General features: G+C 70.5%; 8 protein-coding genes and 1 CRISPR repeat array. Of the genes, 7 read left to right on the plus strand and 1 reads right to left on the minus strand.

The window, feature by feature from the left end; all coding sequences use genetic code 11:
* Positions 1-504 precede the first annotated feature (504 nt).
* The 7 genes from casA (at position 505) to cas2e (ending at position 10,031) form a co-directional block, all read left to right on the plus strand.
* A complete protein-coding gene (casA, locus tag ACZ6J5_RS15995) occupies positions 505-5,145 on the plus strand; it encodes a type I-E CRISPR-associated protein Cse1/CasA (protein ID WP_469391784.1) in 4,641 nt (1,546 codons plus the stop codon).
* Positions 5,146-5,203: 58 nt separating this feature from the next.
* Entirely contained in the window at positions 5,204-5,965 is a 762-nt protein-coding gene (gene casB, locus ACZ6J5_RS16000; protein WP_469391786.1) for a type I-E CRISPR-associated protein Cse2/CasB, read from the plus strand.
* A gap of 79 nt (positions 5,966-6,044) precedes the next feature.
* On the plus strand, positions 6,045-7,271 hold the full coding sequence (gene cas7e, locus ACZ6J5_RS16005) for a type I-E CRISPR-associated protein Cas7/Cse4/CasC (protein WP_469391788.1): 1,227 nt from the start codon (positions 6,045-6,047) through the stop codon (positions 7,269-7,271).
* Positions 7,268-8,011, plus strand: coding sequence for a type I-E CRISPR-associated protein Cas5/CasD (cas5e, locus tag ACZ6J5_RS16010; RefSeq protein WP_469391790.1), 744 nt, complete (start codon positions 7,268-7,270; stop codon positions 8,009-8,011). Before cas7e ends, cas5e begins: the two co-directional genes overlap by 4 nt.
* Positions 8,002-8,718: a type I-E CRISPR-associated protein Cas6/Cse3/CasE gene (gene cas6e / locus ACZ6J5_RS16015; RefSeq protein ID WP_469391792.1), complete on the plus strand. Its 717-nt coding sequence runs from the start codon at positions 8,002-8,004 to the stop codon at positions 8,716-8,718. The genes cas5e and cas6e overlap by 10 nt, the downstream gene beginning before the upstream one ends.
* Before the next feature lie 3 nt (positions 8,719-8,721).
* Positions 8,722-9,672, plus strand: coding sequence for a type I-E CRISPR-associated endonuclease Cas1e (gene cas1e / locus ACZ6J5_RS16020; protein WP_469391794.1), 951 nt, complete (start codon positions 8,722-8,724; stop codon positions 9,670-9,672).
* Complete coding sequence (gene cas2e / locus ACZ6J5_RS16025; RefSeq protein ID WP_469391796.1) at positions 9,669-10,031, plus strand: type I-E CRISPR-associated endoribonuclease Cas2e; 363 nt, start codon at positions 9,669-9,671, stop codon at positions 10,029-10,031. The genes cas1e and cas2e overlap by 4 nt, the downstream gene beginning before the upstream one ends.
* A gap of 158 nt (positions 10,032-10,189) precedes the next feature.
* Positions 10,190-11,378: a CRISPR direct-repeat array (repeat unit 29 nt; unit sequence GTGATCCCCGCGCACGCGGGGTTGGTCCC).
* 910 nt (positions 11,379-12,288) lie between these two features.
* On the opposite strand, the gene ACZ6J5_RS16030 is transcribed toward cas2e, so the two are convergent.
* The gene (locus tag ACZ6J5_RS16030; RefSeq protein ID WP_469391798.1) at positions 12,289-16,131 is read right to left on the minus strand and encodes a GH92 family glycosyl hydrolase; all 3,843 of its coding nucleotides are present in this window, start codon (positions 16,129-16,131) and stop codon (positions 12,289-12,291) included.
* Positions 16,132-16,316: the final 185 nt, after the last annotated feature.

Below are 16,316 nucleotides of genomic sequence, written 5' to 3' on the forward strand. Positions count from 1 at the left end.
AGCGCGGGGCAGTGACCGCGCTGCTCACGGCAGTGGTCGCGTCGGCACCCCTGGCCCCCTCGCCCGTCATGGCGTGGATCTGGGGCATTGCGGTGGTCGTGGTCGTGGTCGTCGTCGCTCTGGGGCAGAGGGGCAGAGACCTCGGCCCCTGCGGCTCCGCTCGTGGCGTCTAGCCGATTCCCGGCTCCGTAGGCGCCCTGACCCTCGCCTGGATCGACGTTTGAGCCCAGCGGCCCTCGTGCTCATCGACCGACCCGGCAAGTTGGACCGACGGCGGCCAGCGACAACCCGACCGGCATCCTGGGCTGGCCGTCCGCACCAAGCGCCGTGCCCCCAGACGGGGTTGGATTGAGGGCTCGTCCTCGGGCGGCTACGGCCCTCCGGGGCTGTCGACGACCGAGCCCATCACGCGCGCAGACCTTCGAAGGCGCCACCATCCAGACCCGACGTCGGTCTCTCCATGGACCCTTTCGGAACACCACAGCCCGGCGGGGGTATGCAGCCATGCCGCATTCAGTACCGAGTTCGCACGATCCCGGCTCCGGGTCACCCTTCGATCTCCTTTCCCCCGCCGCCAGAAGGGCCTGGGGAAAGCACGACAGGCGGACCGAAGAGTGGCTCCCCCTATGGCGCCACATGGCGGACAGTGCCGCAGTGGCAGGGGTGTTGTGGGATGAATGGGTACCCAACCGGGTGAAGACACTCGCCGCCGAAGCGCTGCCCGGGGGCGCAGACGACGCACGTCGCCTGCTGGTCTTCCTCGCCGCCGCCCACGATGTCGGCAAGGCGACACCGGCTTTCGCCTGCCAGGTGGAGGGTCTGGCGGATCGCATGCGGTCGGCCGGGCTCGCAATGCCGTATCAGAAGCAGTTCGGCACAGATCGGCGCATGGCTCCGCACGGGCTGGCGAGTCAACTCCTGCTCCAGGAGTGGCTTTCCGAGCGGTTCGGACTGGCCGACCGCCTCTCCGGGCAGTTCGCCGTGGTGGCGGGTGGCCATCACGGTACGCCGCCAGACCACCAGCAGATCCACGATCTCCGGCTCCGCCCCCGGCTCCTCCGGACCCCGGGGACGAGCGAGGGCACATGGCGTTCTGTGCAGTACGAGTTGATGGACGCCTGCGCACAGGTCGCCGGGGTCACGGACCGGTTCCGGCACTGGTCGTCGGTGCGCCTGCCGCAGACGGCGCAGGTGGCGCTGACAGGTCTGGTGATCGTCTCCGACTGGATCGCGAGTTCAACGGAGTTGTTTCCGTACGCCCCCTCATCCTGGTCGCCGCGGGGCCCCGAGGGAGAGGCCCGGCGCCTGTCGGCGGCGTGGGCTGGGCTCGACCTGCCGGGGCCTTGGACGGCGGCGCAACCGGAGGGTACGGCTGCCGAGTTGTTCAGGGACCGCTTCGCACTGCCGGACGGTGCGGTGATCCGGCCGGTGCAGGAGGAGGCGGTACGGATGGCCCGGGCGATGCCCGCGGCCGGGCTTCTGATCATCGAGGCGCCGATGGGCGAGGGCAAGACGGAGGCGGCCTTCGCGGCGGCGGAGATCCTTGCCGCCAGGACCGGGGCCGGTGGCTGTCTGGTGGCCCTGCCGACCCGGGCCACGGGAGACGCGATGTTCCCGCGTCTGCTGAGCTGGCTTGACCGCCTTCCCCCGGACGGCCCGCGCTCCGTCGTGCTGGCGCACGCGAAGTCGGCGCTCAATGAGGTCTGGTCAGGGCTGATGCGTGCCGGGGACCGTACGATCGCCGCCGTCGAGCCGGACAGTACGGATGCCGTGCCCAGCCCCGGGGCGGCCGTCCGCTCCGGCCCTTCGGGACTCCACGCGCACCAGTGGCTTCGGGGGCGGAAGAAGGCTCTGCTCTCGTCGTTCGCGGTGGGGACGATCGACCAGGTGCTCTTCGCCGGGCTCAAGAGCCGGCATCTGGCGCTGCGGCATCTGGCGGTCGCGGGCAAGGTCGTCATCATCGACGAGGTCCACGCCTATGACGCCTATATGAACGCCTACCTCGACCGGGTGCTGGAATGGCTGGCGGCGTACGGAGTACCGGTGGTGCTGCTGTCGGCGACGCTTCCCGCGGGCCGGAGGAGGGAGCTCGCGGCGGCCTACGCGGGAGAGGAAGCGGGTCACCCGGGGGGCGTCACGGACGTACCGGAGGACGCGTACCCGCTGCTCACCGCCGTGGCTCCCGGGGCGGCGGTGACGACCGCGTGCCCGGACCCGGCCACGGGCCGCCGCACCGAGGTGCTGCTGGAGAGAGTGGACGACGATCTGTCGCTGCTGGTTCGGCGGCTGGCGGACGAACTCCGGGACGGTGGCTGCGCACTGGTCGTACGGAACACCGTCGACCGGGTGCTGGAGGCCGCGGAACGGCTGAGGCTTCACTTCGGCACCGACGCCGTGACCGTGGCGCACTCCCGGTTCCTCGCGGCCGACCGGGCGGGCAAGGACACCGAGTTACGTGAGCGTTTCGGTCCGGACGGGGAGCGTCCCATCGGGCCGCACGTCGTCGTGGCCAGTCAAGTGGTCGAGCAGTCACTCGACATCGACTTCGATCTGCTCGTCACCGATCTGGCTCCGGTGGACCTGGTGCTTCAGCGCATGGGGCGACTGCACCGCCATCCACGCCTCCGCCCGCCCCGGCTGGCCCAGGCCCGGTGCCTGGTCACCGGCGCCGACTGGCGGGCCGACCCTCCCGAGCCCGCGCGCGGCTCGCTCGGCGTCTACCGGGGGCCGCACACACTGCTGCGGGCGGTCGCGGTCCTCGGCCCGCATCTGGACGGGGCTCCGCTCGTCCTGCCCGACCACATCAGCCCGCTGGTCCAGTCAGCTTACGGGGACGGTCCGGTCGGCCCCGCGCACTGGGCTTCCGCGCTGGCTGATCACCGTCGCGCCTACCTCAACGCCCTCGCCACGAAACGGGAGAAAGCCGATGCCTTCCGGCTGGGACCCGTCCGCCGGGCCGGACGGCCGGTGATCGGCTGGCTCGACGCGAACGCGGGCGACGCGGACGACGCCCGCGAGGGGCGCGCTCAGGTACGCGACAGTGAGGAGAGCCTGGAGGTGCTGGTCATCCAGCGCCGCCGGGACGGCCGGCTGACCACCGTCGACTGGCTCGGCGGCGGAAGGGGCGGGCTGGAGCTGCCCGAGCACGCGCCGCCGACGCGCTGGGCCGCCGAGGCCGTCGCCGCGAGCGCTCTGACCCTGCCCTGGCAGTTCTCCAAGCCGTGGGCGATCGACCGGACCATCGCCGAGCTGGAGCGATTCGCCGTTCCGGCCTGGCAGGTCAAGGAATGTCCTTGGCTGGCAGGTGAGTTGCTGCTTGTCCTTAACGAGGATTGTCAGACCCGTCTGTCAGGCTTCGACCTCCGATACAGCCGTGCCGACGGACTTCGGGTGACCCCCGTCGGCGCACCGGAAGCAAAGGTGCCTGATCCCGTGCCGAACTCATTCGACCTGGTTTCCCGGCCTTGGCTGCCGGTCCAGCGCCTCGACGGCACAATGGCGGAACTCTCGCTGCTGGAGGTCTTCGCACACGCCCGTGATCTGCGGCGTCTTGTGGGTGATCTGCCCACACAGGAGTTCGCGCTTCTCCGGCTGCTGCTGGCGATCCTCCACGACGCGGTGGAAGGACCTGCGGAAATGGAGGACTGGGAGGAGCTGTGGCGTGCGACGGACCCCTTCTCCACCGTGCCCGGGTACCTCGCCCGGCATCAGGACCGGTTCGATCTGCTCCACGCGCAGCGCCCCTTCTTCCAGACGGCGGGCCTGCACACGGAGAAGAACGAGGTCGCCTCACTGAACCGGATCGTCGCTGACGTTCCGAACGGGGAACCCTTCTTCGCCATGCGCCGGCCCGGTGCGGACCGGCTCTCTCTCGCCGAGGCCGCCCGGTGGCTGGTGCACACACACGCCTTCGACCCGTCGGGGATCAAGTCCGGTATGGCCGGTGACGACCGGACCACGGGCGGCAGGGTCTATCCCCAGGGCACCGGCTGGGCGGGCAACCTCGGTGGTGTCTTCGCCGAGGGGGAGTCCCTGCACGAGACCCTGCTGCTGAATCTGATCCCCACGGACGAGGACCTGCTCACCGTCGACCGGCGCGGGGACATGCCGGTCTGGCGCCGGGAGGAGGCGCCGGGCCCCGGCCCGATCGCGGAGGACCCCGAGGTCCGCCGGCCTTCCGGCCCCCGTGATCTCTACACCTGGCAGTCACGGCGCGTCCTCCTGCACACCGAGCACAGCGAGCGCACCGAGGACACCGAGGACGACGCCGGCCGTGCCGGCCTCACCGTCACCGGGGTCGTCCTCGGCTACGGCGACCCGCTCACCCCGCACGACCGGTGGAAGTCAGAGCCCATGTCCGGCTGGCGCCGCAGCGCCCCGCAGGAGAAGAAGCTGGGCCGTCCGCTGGTCTACATGCCGCGGCAGCACGACCCCACCCGCGCCGCGTGGCGGGGCCTCGGCAGCCTGCTGTACGCGCAGCGCTCCCCGTCGGACGGCACAGGGCGCGGCACCCCACAGACTCTGCCTTCGGGAGTGGTGAAGTGGCTCGCCCTGCTCACCACCGAGGGAGTGCTGCCGAAGGGCTCCCTCATCCGGGTACGACTGGTGGGGGCGGTGTACGGGACTCAGCAGTCCGTGGTGGACGAGGTGGTCGACGACGGGGTCACACTGCCCGTCGTCCTGCTCCACGAGGAACGGCCGTTCCACGGCGCCGCGGCGGTGGACGCGGTCTCGGACGCGGAGCAGGCGGTGACCGCGCTGGGACACCTCGCGGGCAATCTCGCGCGCGCCGCGGGATCGGACCCGGCCCCGCTGACGGAGATCGCCCGCGACCTGGGATTCGGCGCGCTGGACGGTCCCTACCGGCAGTGGCTGCGGAACCTCGGGGGGAGCGACGACCCGGTGGCCGACCGTGCCGCATGGCAGGCGACCGTGCGGCGGATCGTCCATCGCCTCGGCCGGCAGCTGCTCGACACCGCGGGTTCGGCCGCGGCGGAAGGGCGAATCATCGATCTCCCGCGTACGGGCAAGCGCTGGGTGGACGACGCCCGCGCGGATCTGTGGTTCCGGACCAGGATCAACAAGATCCTTCCGGTGGGCGACCCGCCGCCGGAAGCCGGTGCGCCCCCACGACCGCTCACCTGACGAGCCGTTCACTCCCCTGCGAACACCACCCTCACACCGACGCCACGGAGCACTCTGGATGACCACGACGGAACAAGAGCCCGCACCCCGGCAGCCCGCCGGTCCGTCCCATGAACGGCGGCAGCACGGGCCCGGTCCGGCGGGCGTAGCCACTGCCCGCTGTGTCTCCCGGCTTCAACGCGGCTACCGCCGGGACAACCCGGCCGCGGTGGCGGCCCTCGCCCGGCTGCGGCGCGGTGCCGGGCAGACCGCGCACACGGTGCAGGACCACTGGGGCCTGGGAGGGCTGGAGGAACTGGGCGACGCCCTCGCGGAAAGCAGCACACGCGTACGCCGGGAACACGCCGAGGAAGCGGTGTACCTGGCGGTGACGCTCTGGGCCCTGCACCAGCAGTCCCTCCGCGACGGCGACATGCACAGCCCCGGGGCGACCTTGGGGGGCGCGGTCCGGACGCTCATCCAGAAGAAGACGGAAGAGAAGCCCGGCTCCGACGACTCGGAGAACGAACCGCTGCGCAAGCGGCTCGTCCGGGTCGGTACCGCCGAGTCCATCGGCTCGGTGGCCGTCCGGCTGCGGGAGATCGTGCTGTTGCTTCGCGGAGGGCAGGTGCCGCTCGACTACGGGCGCCTGGCCGATCAGCTCTGCCGCTGGCAGACGCCGTCGGGACGCGCGGCGGTGCGGCGCGAGTGGGGCCGGGAGTTCCACCTCGCCGCTCCCCGCCGCAGAAGCGCGGCGCGGAACGGGGGCGACGGGAGCGACGCGATCGACCCGTCCCTGAGCTTCGGCGACACCGACGACGACTACGGCCCGGGGGACTGATCACCCCGCGTCTCTGTCGGCCCCTTCCCTTTCCCCCTTGTCCTCCCCTTCGTCGCGCACACAGAGGAACCGAGCGTTCATGAACCGGACCATCATCGACATCCACGTTCTCCAGACCGTCCCTCCGAGCAACCTCAACCGGGACGACACCGGTACGCCGAAATCGGCCGTCTACGGCGGCAAGCGCCGGGCCCGGGTCTCCAGCCAGGCATGGAAGCGGGCCACCCGCAAGGCCTTCGCCGAACTGCTCGACCCCTCCGAGCTGGGGGTCCGGACGAAGCGGGTGGTCGAGGTACTGGCGGAGAGGATTTCCGTCCTGGACACATCGCTCTCCCCGGCAGCGGCCGAGGAACTGGCCGCGGAGACCCTGGCGATCGCGACGGGAGTGAAGCTCACGGTCCCCAAGCGCAGGAAGGGCGGAGGCGACGATGAGGCCGAATCCGCCCCGGAATCGACCTATCTGATGTTCCTGAGCAGCCGCCAGTTCGACGCGCTGGCCGCTCTCACCGTCGAAGGCGCATCGGACGGCGATCTCAAGACGCTCAAGGAGTTCTTCAAGACCAGGGAGAACAAGGCACGCGCCCGCCGGTCGGTGGACACCGGGCACTCGGTGGACATCGCCCTCTTCGGCCGTATGGTGGCGGACTCGACCGATCTCAACGTCGACGCGGCAGCCCAGGTGGCCCATGCCCTGAGTGTGCACGCGGTCGAGGTCGAGTCGGACTACTTCACGGCCGTCGACGATACGAACACGGACGCCGAGATGGGTGCCGGCATGATCGGCACCGTCGACTTCAACTCGTCGACCCTCTACCGCTACGCGGCGGTCGACGCCAACCGGCTCCAGGAGAGCCTGGGTGGTCTGAGCGAGGACCGGACGCCGTCCGCGGACCCCACCAAGCGGGCCGTGGAGGCCTTCCTCGAAGGATTCATCACCTCGCTCCCCACGGGGAAGATCAACACCTTCGGCAACCACACGTTGCCCGCAGCGGTGATCGTCAAGCTCCGTACCCGGCGCCCGATCAGTTTCGTCGGGGCCTTCGAGGAGCCCGTGGAGGCGGCTGAGGAGGGCGGCTTCCTGCGCCGGAGCTGCGAGCGGCTCGCCACGTACGTACCCGAGCTGGAGAAGGCGTTCGGGCTCACGGACAAGGGCGGGACCTGGGTGCTGCGGGTTGGTCAGGACACCGAAGTTCTCTCCTCCCTGGGCGAAGAGCTGGCTCTTCCCGAACTGGTGACGGCCGTGGGAGCGGCGGTGGCCGACCGGCTGAAGGCCGGGGAGAGCACCCAGGCGGAGACCGGAGCATGAGCGTGCTGCTGCTGCGGCTCGCGGGGCCCCTCCAGGCCTGGGGTTCGGCGGCCCGCTTCACCCGCCGCACCACCGAGAACGCACCCACCAAGAGCGGCGTCCTCGGGCTCCTGGCCGGTGCCCAGGGGCGTTCCCGGGAGGCGGATCTTTCCGATCTCGCCGCGCTCGAGTTCGGTGTACGGATCGATCAGCCCGGCAGCCGGATGCGTGACTTCCAGACCGCGCACCACGCCGACTCGGGCAAGTCCATGCCGCTCTCCGAACGCTTCTACCTCGCCGACGCGGTCTTCGTCGCGGCGGTCGCAGGCGAGCCCGGACTCATCCGGGCGCTGTACGAGGCGCTGCTGGACCCGGTCTTCCTGCCCTACCTCGGGCGGCGCTCCTGTCCTCCGTCACGGCCGATTCCGATGTCGGAGCCGCTGGGGACGAGCCTCAAGGATGCGTTGGAGAGAGCGGAATGGCAGGCGTCGAGGTGGTACCGGAATCGGTTCTCTGGCAGCGGGCGTCCGGAGAGGGCTTCGGGCGCCGGACCGGAGGCGCTGGAGGTTCTGCTCGACTGTCCGGCCGGAGAGACCCCTGATGCCACGTTCCGTGACCTTCCGCTGAGTTTTGATCCCCGCCATCGGCGCTACGGACTGCGCGGTGTGCGCTGGGGCGAGTCGGCGCCCGTACAGCCGCCGGCCCACGACCCGACCGATGGACTCCCGCCCGCCGCACCGAGGACCACCCGATGTATCTGACCCGCTTCCGTATCAACACCGCCCGATCCGATGCCCAGCGGCTCCTCGGCTCACCGCATCTCCTGCACGGTGCGGTGAACATGTCCTTCCCGGTGCCTCCGCCGCGGGACGGATCGGGCCCCCGGGTGCTCTGGCGCGTGGACCACGACACCCCCACCGAGACCCGGCTGTTCATCGTCAGCCCCACCCGCCCCGACCTGACCCATCTGGTCGACCAGGCGGGCTGGCCCGCCGCCGGTGAACCCGGCTGGGCGACTTTTGAGTACGGGCAGTTCCTCGACGCACTCGCCAAGGGGGACACCTGGGGCTTCAGGCTCACGGCGAACCCCGTGCACAACATCCATCACCAGCACAGCGCCGAGGGCGAGGAGACGAAGCGCGCCGCGCACCGGACTCCACGGCACCAGACGCGCTGGCTCATCGAACGCCAGGAGCGGGCGGGGTTCGAGGTGGTGCGGAAGCCGATGGAACGGCAACTCCTGGAACGGGGTGACGAACACGAGTTGATTGTCCGCGATCAGCGCGCCCTCCAGTTCCGCAGGTCTCCCGCCAGGTCCGGCCGTGACGACGTACGCATCACCAGGGCCACCTTCGACGGCCGGCTGCGCGTCACGGACCCGGACGTCTTCCGCCGAACACTCACCCACGGTCTGGGCAAGGCCAAGGCGTACGGCTGCGGCCTCATGACCCTCGCCCCGGTGCGGTGAACGATGGGCACCATCGGGCGGCGGGGAGCCTCCTCGCCACGCGACCTCGCCAGGATCGGTGATCGCATCTCATTCGTCTATCTGGAACGGTGCACCGTGCACCGGGAATCCAACGCCATCACGGCGGAGGACGCCGACGGGGTGACGCAGATCCCGTCCGCCACCATCGGCATCCTGCTCCTCGGACCGGGAACGCGCATCACCCATCAGGCCATGTCCGTCCTCGGCGATTCCGGCGCCGGCGTGGCCTGGGTCGGCGAGCACGGGGTGCGCTACTACGCGGGCGGCCGGGCCCTCACCCGCTCCTCCGGCCTGGTCGAAGCACAGGCCACGGCGTGGGCCAACCGGCGTACACGGCTGGACGTGGCGCGGGCCATGTACCGGCTCCGGTTCCCCGACCAGGACCCGGCCGGCCGCACCCGCCAGGAACTCCTCAGCATGGAGGGAGGGCGCGTCAAGGCCTGTTACCGCGAGGAATCGGTCCGCACCGGCGTGCCCTGGGTCCGCCGCGAGTTCCACCGCGGCGACTTCTCCGCAGGCGACGCCCCCAACCAGGGCATCACCGCGGCGGCCCAGTGCATGTACGGCATCGCCCACGCCGTCGTCGCGGCGCTCGGCTGCTCACCCGGCCTCGGCTTCGTCCATTCCGGACACGAGCGTTCGTTCGTGCTGGACGTGGCCGACTTCTACCGGACCGAGATCGCCATCCCGGCCGCCTTCGACGCGGCCGTCGAAGGCGAGGAGGATGTCGCGGCCCGCACGCGACGGCTGCTACGCGACCGCATCAACGAGACGCGCCTGCTGGATCGTTGTGTCCGGGACATCAAGGACCTCCTCGGATTCGACGGCACCCGCGACACGGGCGATGCGGCCGAGGACCGTGCCACCCTCCAGTCCGACGGGGACGTACATGTCGAAGGCGGCCGCAACTACGGCAATGAGGTCATCTGGTGACCGTCATCGTTCTCACCAATTGCCCAGTCGGCCTGCGAGGATTCCTCACCCGCTGGCTTCTGGAGATCTCTCCGGGAGTCTTCCTCGGCTCTCCCTCGGCCCGCATCCGCGAGGCGCTCTGGGACGAGGTCCGCCAATACGCCAACCAAGGCCGTGCTCTGCTCGCCTACCAGACGAACAATGAGCAGGGCTACACCTTTGAAACCCACGATCACGCGTGGCACCCCACCGATCACGAGGGACTGACGCTGATCCGTCGCCCGAACCCCGCTTCGGACCGCCCGGCACAGCGAACGCCTGCGGTTCCCCCGCAGGGGTGGAGCAAGGCGTCCAAGCGCCGCAGATTCGGCGGCAGGTAGGGGGGATGGCGCCCTTTGCGAGGTCCGGAGCGGCGGGCATGAGCATGCAAGACAGAGACTCATCGAAAGCTGTAATGCGGGATAAGTGCTCAATGTCGCAATCTTGGGAAGTAAGTAAAAGCAGGCACCTGACCGGATAAGGTCGCTGGTCAGCTCCTGTGATCCCCGCGCACGCGGGGTTGGTCCTCGGCCCGCCACACCGACACGACGGCCGGGCGGGTGATCCCCGCGCACGCGGGGTTGGTCCGCGGAGAGGACGAGCGCCAGCTTCTTCTCGGCGGTGATCCCCGCGCACGCGGGGTTGGTCCCGCCCCGGGCCACCACACCTACACCGCCACCGTGTGATCCCCGCGCACGCGGGGTTGGTCCCGCGTCCGACTACATGGACGAGGCCGCCGGCCTGTGATCCCCGCGCACGCGGGGTTGGTCCCCTCATCGTCAGCGTCGCCACCGCCGTGGGCTCGTGATCCCCGCGCACGCGGGGTTGGTCCCGGATCAGCGCGGAGCGGTTGTTGTGGCCCCAGGTGATCCCCGCGCACGCGGGGTTGGTCCCGTACTGCGAGCCGTCCTTGCGCGTGCGGCGTGGTGATCCCCGCGCACGCGGGGTTGGTCCCTCGGCACCGAACGAGTACTGCTGGGACGTCTCGTGATCCCCGCGCACGCGGGGTTGGTCCCGTCCCAGACGCCCCCCACGGATTCTTCCAGGGGTGATCCCCGCGCACGCGGGGTTGGTCCCCAGCAGGACGATGAGCGCCGGGACGAGAACGAGTGATCCCCGCGCACGCGGGGTTGGTCCGGCCGCCGGTCCACACGCTGAAGAGCACGAGGCGTGATCCCCGCGCACGCGGGGTTGGTCCCGACCGCGACCAGCGACACCTGCTGCTCGACCGGTGATCCCCGCGCACGCGGGGTTGGTCCCGCGTCGCCCACACCGGGCGCGCCGGGAAGGCCGTGATCCCCGCGCACGCGGGGTTGGTCCCCGGCCGGGCTCATCGATCCACGAACCGTCGATGTGATCCCCGCGCACGCGGGGTTGGTCCCCGTCTCCGGCTGTGTGATGTACCAGAAAGACTTGTGATCCCCGCGCACGCGGGGTTGGTCCCAGCGACATCGGCGCCCTCGCCAACGCTACGGCGTGATCCCCGCGCACGCGGGGTTGGTCCCGGCGACAACACACCTCGCCCCGCCAACCGGCAGTGATCCCCGCGCACGCGGGGTTGGTCCCAAACCGGCTGGTCCGCGCTGAAACAGTTCTACGTGATCCCCGCGCACGCGGGGTTGGTCCCGGGGGTGTGCGGGAGTCGGTACGGGAGACCCTGTGATCCCCGCGCACGCGGGGTTGGACCGCCCGAATGCCGGCGCGCTTGCCCGAGGCGCCCGGATCGTTCCATGGTCCGGCCTCCGGGGCCACAGACCGTTCATCAACGTCCACGCCTTGGCGAGGCGAGGGATCGCCAGTGGTACCTCGCTGCTGTTCCTGGGGGCGGACCAGGCCATTGCAGACAGCACCCGTGGACCGTGGTCTGCGATGGCGTCGGCTCCAGGAACGTGGGCGGAGAGCTCATGGGCTGGAGACGGTGGGCACGCCATCGGAGGGTGCAGGCGGCGCAGCTCGCGCGTCTCGGCCTCGATCTCGGCGGGCAGGCGCGTGGGACTCTTCCGTGGTCGGCGGGAGCGATCCAGCAGGCCCCGCATGCCTTCCTGCTCGACCCGCCGTCGTCAGCTGCGCAGGGTCTGGAGCGAGATGCCGTACCGGGCCGCGACCCCATCGGTCGCAGACCTGCCGAGCCCTTCGCGGACAGGCCGGTAGGGGGACTCGGCCGGCCGCTTTACACCCACGACTCCGACGGAAGCACACCGCTGCCGCATCGTCAGGTGGGGGACTGCGGACGTTCAGTCGAACGTGCCAACCATGTCCAGAGTGCAAACGGTCAAGCGTCTCCTGAGACCTCTCACCGGCAACAATCGCCAGTGAAAGCGAAGCAGGGCGACTCACTCATGTCGCGCGTTCAGAGGCGCTGCGTTAGCAGTTGGAGAGCTCGGCCAGATGTGCATCCCATGCCCGGAGACCATGGTCATGGTGGAGCTCTGAGGTCAGAATCACTGCTTGAACGCCATCACCCCTCGAAATCCCGCAAAACTACCGCGTCGCGGAAGTCTGTCTCGGTACGTGCTGCGCAATTCGATCCGCGGCTGAGAAGCCGGGCCTGAGGGCCCGTCCCTTGGGGGACGGGCCCTCAGGCGTGCGCCGGGACGGTCAGCCCAGCAGCTCCACCTCCGCCAGCTCGCCGCCCGAGCCGCCCGAGCCCCCCGGGCCCGTCGGCACCAGCCGGTACTTCGCGTACGAGCCCGGCTTCGCCACCGAGAACACCCGGGTCTGCCGGTCCCAGGCGAAGGACTCGCCCGAGCGCCGGTCCAGGTCCCGCCAGGCGAGCCCGTCCGCCGAGCCCTGGAGCACCCAGCCCGTCGGCGCCTTCGTCCGGTCGCCGGTCGAGGTCAGCGTGTACTGGACCGCCTTCCCCGGCGCCGCCACCGGCAGCTCCAGCGGGCCGGCCAGCACGCCCGCCGTCGCCGAGGTGTCGTCGAACAGCGGGCCCGCGCCCCGCAGCAGGTCCGCCCGGGGCTCCGGCACCCCGTCGCCCTTCGTGATCGAGACCGGCGCCGCCGAGCGGCCGGTGCCCCAGGCCGAGGGCTTGGCGCCCATGTCGAAGCGCAGCACCCCGCCCTTCGCCAGCAGGTCGTGCGGCAGCGCGGTCGAGGTCCAGCGCTTCCCGTTCAGCTTCACGTCCTGGACGTAGATGTTCCGGGCGCTGTTGCGCGGCGCCTCCACGACCAGGGTGCGCCCGTTGTCCATCCGGACCGTCGCCTTCGTGAAGAGCGGCGAGCCGATCGCGTACTCCCCGCCGCCCATCACCAGCGGATAGAAGCCGAGCGCGGAGAACAGGAACCAGGCCGACTGCTCGCCGTTGTCCTCGTCGCCGTGGTAGCCCTGCCCGATCTCGCTGCCGGTGTAGAGCCGGGAGAGGACCTCGCGGACCTTCTCGGCCGTCTTCCACGGCTGCCCGGCGGCGTCGTACATGTACGGCACGTGGTGGGCGACCTGGTTGGAGTGCCCGTACATGCCCATCCGCACGTCCCGCGCCTCCGTCATCTCGTGGATGACGCTGCCGTAGGAGCCGGCCAGGTCCGGGCTCGCCGTCTCCGGGGTCGAGAAGTACGCGTCCAGCTTCTTCGCGAGGCCCGCCCGCCCGCCGTACAGGTTGGCCAGCCCCCGGGAGTCCTGCGGGGCGGTGAAGGCGTAGCCCCAGCCGTTGGTCTCCGTGTAGTCGTAGCCCCAGACCCGCGGGTCGTACGACTCCGAGGGCAGCCGCCAGCCGCCCTTCGCGTCCCGCCCCTGGAAGAAGCCGGCCTTGGCGTCGAAGAGCGAGACGTAGTGCCGGGCCCGGTCCTGGAAGTACTCGGACTCCTCCCGGTAGCGCTTCTCGCCGGTCTTCTCGTAGAGCGCCCGGCCCATCCTCGCGATCCCGTAGTCGTTGAGGTAGCCCTCCAGCGACCAGGACAGGCCCTCGTGGGTCTCGGTCGAGGCGTAGCCGGTGAAGGGCGAGGTCTCCATGCCCTTGCGGCCGACGCCCCGGCTGGGCGCGACGACGGTGGCGTTCTTCAGCGCCGCCTCGTACGCCGCCTTCGCGTCGAAGTCCACGCCCTTCACGTACGCGTCCGCGAACGCCACGTCCGAGGAGGTGCCGGTCATCAGGTCCGCGTAGCCGGGGGAGGACCAGCGGGAGATCCAGCCGCCGTCCTTGTACTGCTGCACGAAGCCGTCGACCAGTTCGCCGGCCTTGCGCGGGGTGAGGAAGGAGTACGCCGGCCAGGCCGTCCGGTAGGTGTCCCAGAAGCCGTTGTTGACGTACGCCTTGCCGTCGACGATCTTCGCGCCGGTCCGGGTCGGGGTGTCGGGCCCGGCCGGGGCGGAGAACGGGCTGGCGTACTTGTAGCCCGAACCGACCTTCTCGTAGCCGGAGTTGGGGTAGAGGTAGAGCCGGTAGAGGCTGGAGTAGAGGGTCACCAGCTGGTCGGGGCTCGCGCCCTCGACGGTGACCCGGCCGAGCACCTCGTCCCAGGCGCGCTGGGCCCGCTCGCGGACGGTGTCGAAGCCGGTGCCCTCGGGGATCTCGTCGGCCAGGTTCGCCTTCGCCTGCTCCACGGAGATCAGCGAGGTCGCGATCCGCAGCCCGACCGTGCGGTCCGCGCCCGCGTCGAAGCGGAAGTGGCCCTTCACACCCTGCTCGGACGGCTTGCCGGAGCCGGTGACGGGCGCGTCGAAGACGCCGTACACGAACATCCGGCCCGCGCCCGTGGACAGCCCGCTCTTCACGTCCGAGAACCCCGTGAACGAGCTCGTCGCCGGGTCGAGGGTGAGCCCGCCCTGGTCGGTGACGTTGTCGAAGAGCACGCTCGCGTCCGCGCCCGGATAGGTGAAGCGCATCGCCGCCGCGTGGTCGGTCGGGGCGATCTCCGCCTTCAGCCCGTTCTCGAAGGTGACGCCGTAGTAGTGCGGCTTCGCCGTCTCGTTCTCGTGCCGGAAGGGCAGCGCCCGCGCCGTCCGGTCGGCCGGCGGGGGCCCGGCGGCGGCCGAGGGCATCAGCTGGAAGGTCTGCCGGTCGCCCATCCAGGGGCTCGGCTCATGGCTGGCCGACAGCGCCTGGAGGACCGGAAGGTTGTCGGCGTTGTTGCCGCGCGCGTACTCGTACAGCCAGCTCTGGGAGGCGGAATTGGTCACCGGCGTCCAGAAGTTGAAGCCATGCGGCACCGCCGTGGCCGGGAAGGTGTTGCCGCGCGAGAAGGCGCCCGAGGAGTTGGTGCCGCGGGTCGTCGAGGCGTAGTCGGAGAGCCGGGCGAGCGGCCGGGCCGGCTTCTGTCGCGTCAGCGACAGGTCGTCGATCCAGCCCTGGAACTTCGCCGGGCCCTTGGGGGAGTCGTACGCCACCAGGATCCGGTCGACGGTCTTCCCGTTCGCGACCGCGCCGATCCGGGCGGTGACCTGGTTCCACTGGTTGACGTAGAGGCGCTTGGCGGCGCCCTGGCCGCGCGGGGTGAGCAGGCCGCCGTGGGTGTCGGTGGCGCCGAGCTCGCTCAGGTAGGTGCCGTCGGTGAAGGCGAGGTCCACGGCGGCGTTCGTGGCGGGGTAGTTCAGGTCCGTCTCGTTCATCGCCGGGAAGATCCGGTACGCCAGCTCGGTGTCACGGGCGATCCGGACGTCCACGTCGAAGACCTTGTTGTACGACCAGGCCCGGCCCTCGCCCCGGTGGGTGCCGGCGTAGCGCAGCGCCCGCTTCCCGGTGAAGCCCGCGCCCGCCTTGGCGGTGGGGGAGCCGCTGGGCCCGCGGTCCACCTGGCTGCGCATCTCCTCGGGGACGGGCTGGGAGGTGTCCCCGTTCGAGAACTGAACGTCGGCGAGCTGGGTGAGGCCCGCGCCCGCGTTCTTGGTGATCTCCAGCCGGTAGTGGGCGTACGCCGTGCCGCCGCCCGCGAGCTCGTACGAGCGGGTCTCGAAGCGCTTGGCGAAGGACTCGCCCGCGCGGGTGTCGAGGACCGTCCACTCCTTGCCGTCCGCCGAGCCCTTGAGCGTCCAGTCGCGCGGGTCGCGCTCGGCGGCGTCGTTGGCGGAGGTCAGCGCGTACGCCGCCAGCCGCACCGGTTCGTCGAGGTCGAACTCGATCCAGGCGGTGGGCTCGAACACCAGCCATTTGGTGCCTGGTTGGAGATCGGTCAGGTTCTCCTTGACCTCGCCCGAGCCGGCGTTCTCGCCGCTGGCGCGCAGGGTGGTGACGCGGTCGGTGACGTTGCCGGGGATGCCGGTGGCGAAGCCGCCGTCCACCCCGCTCGTCCGCTTCTTGCCGTCCGGGCCGACTTCGACGGTGTTCCGCCAGGTCGGCTGGGTTTCGTCCGCTTCGAAGGAGCTCGTGAACTCCCGTGCGGAGGAGTCGTGTTCGGTCGAATGGTCCGTTCGGTCCGGAAGCGCCTGAGCCACCGTGGGGGTGAGGCTCAGGACGAGTGCCGCCGAGGCCGCCAGACAGACCGCTCTGAGAGGGGGACGCATGCCGTGTCGTCGCTCCTGCCGGTGATGGTTAGACAACGTTGTCATTCACGCCGAGCAAGTCCCCAGGAGACGGCCAAGTGGGGGGTGGTGTCAAGGGTGTTGAGGGCAAAATCAGGGAGGAAATGGGGCAGAAGCGCCCGGGAGATGCCGCAGGTCTCAACTCGGAGACGACTCTTGGGGAAAGC

This window comes from Streptomyces sp. NPDC042100, assembly GCF_055582325.1.

Excerpts from the sequence above, each read along its gene's own strand:
- casA (WP_469391784.1), top strand. The coding sequence starts at position 505 with ATGCCGCATTCAGTACCGAGTTCGCACGATCCCGGCTCCGGGTCACCC.
- cas5e (WP_469391790.1), top strand. The coding sequence starts at position 7,268 with ATGAGCGTGCTGCTGCTGCGGCTCGCGGGGCCCCTCCAGGCCTGGGGT.
- cas7e (WP_469391788.1), top strand. The coding sequence starts at position 6,045 with ATGAACCGGACCATCATCGACATCCACGTTCTCCAGACCGTCCCTCCG.
- cas1e (WP_469391794.1), top strand. The coding sequence starts at position 8,722 with ATGGGCACCATCGGGCGGCGGGGAGCCTCCTCGCCACGCGACCTCGCC.
- cas6e (WP_469391792.1), top strand. The coding sequence starts at position 8,002 with ATGTATCTGACCCGCTTCCGTATCAACACCGCCCGATCCGATGCCCAG.
- casB (WP_469391786.1), top strand. The coding sequence starts at position 5,204 with ATGACCACGACGGAACAAGAGCCCGCACCCCGGCAGCCCGCCGGTCCG.
- ACZ6J5_RS16030 (WP_469391798.1), bottom strand. The coding sequence starts at position 16,131 with ATGCGTCCCCCTCTCAGAGCGGTCTGTCTGGCGGCCTCGGCGGCACTC.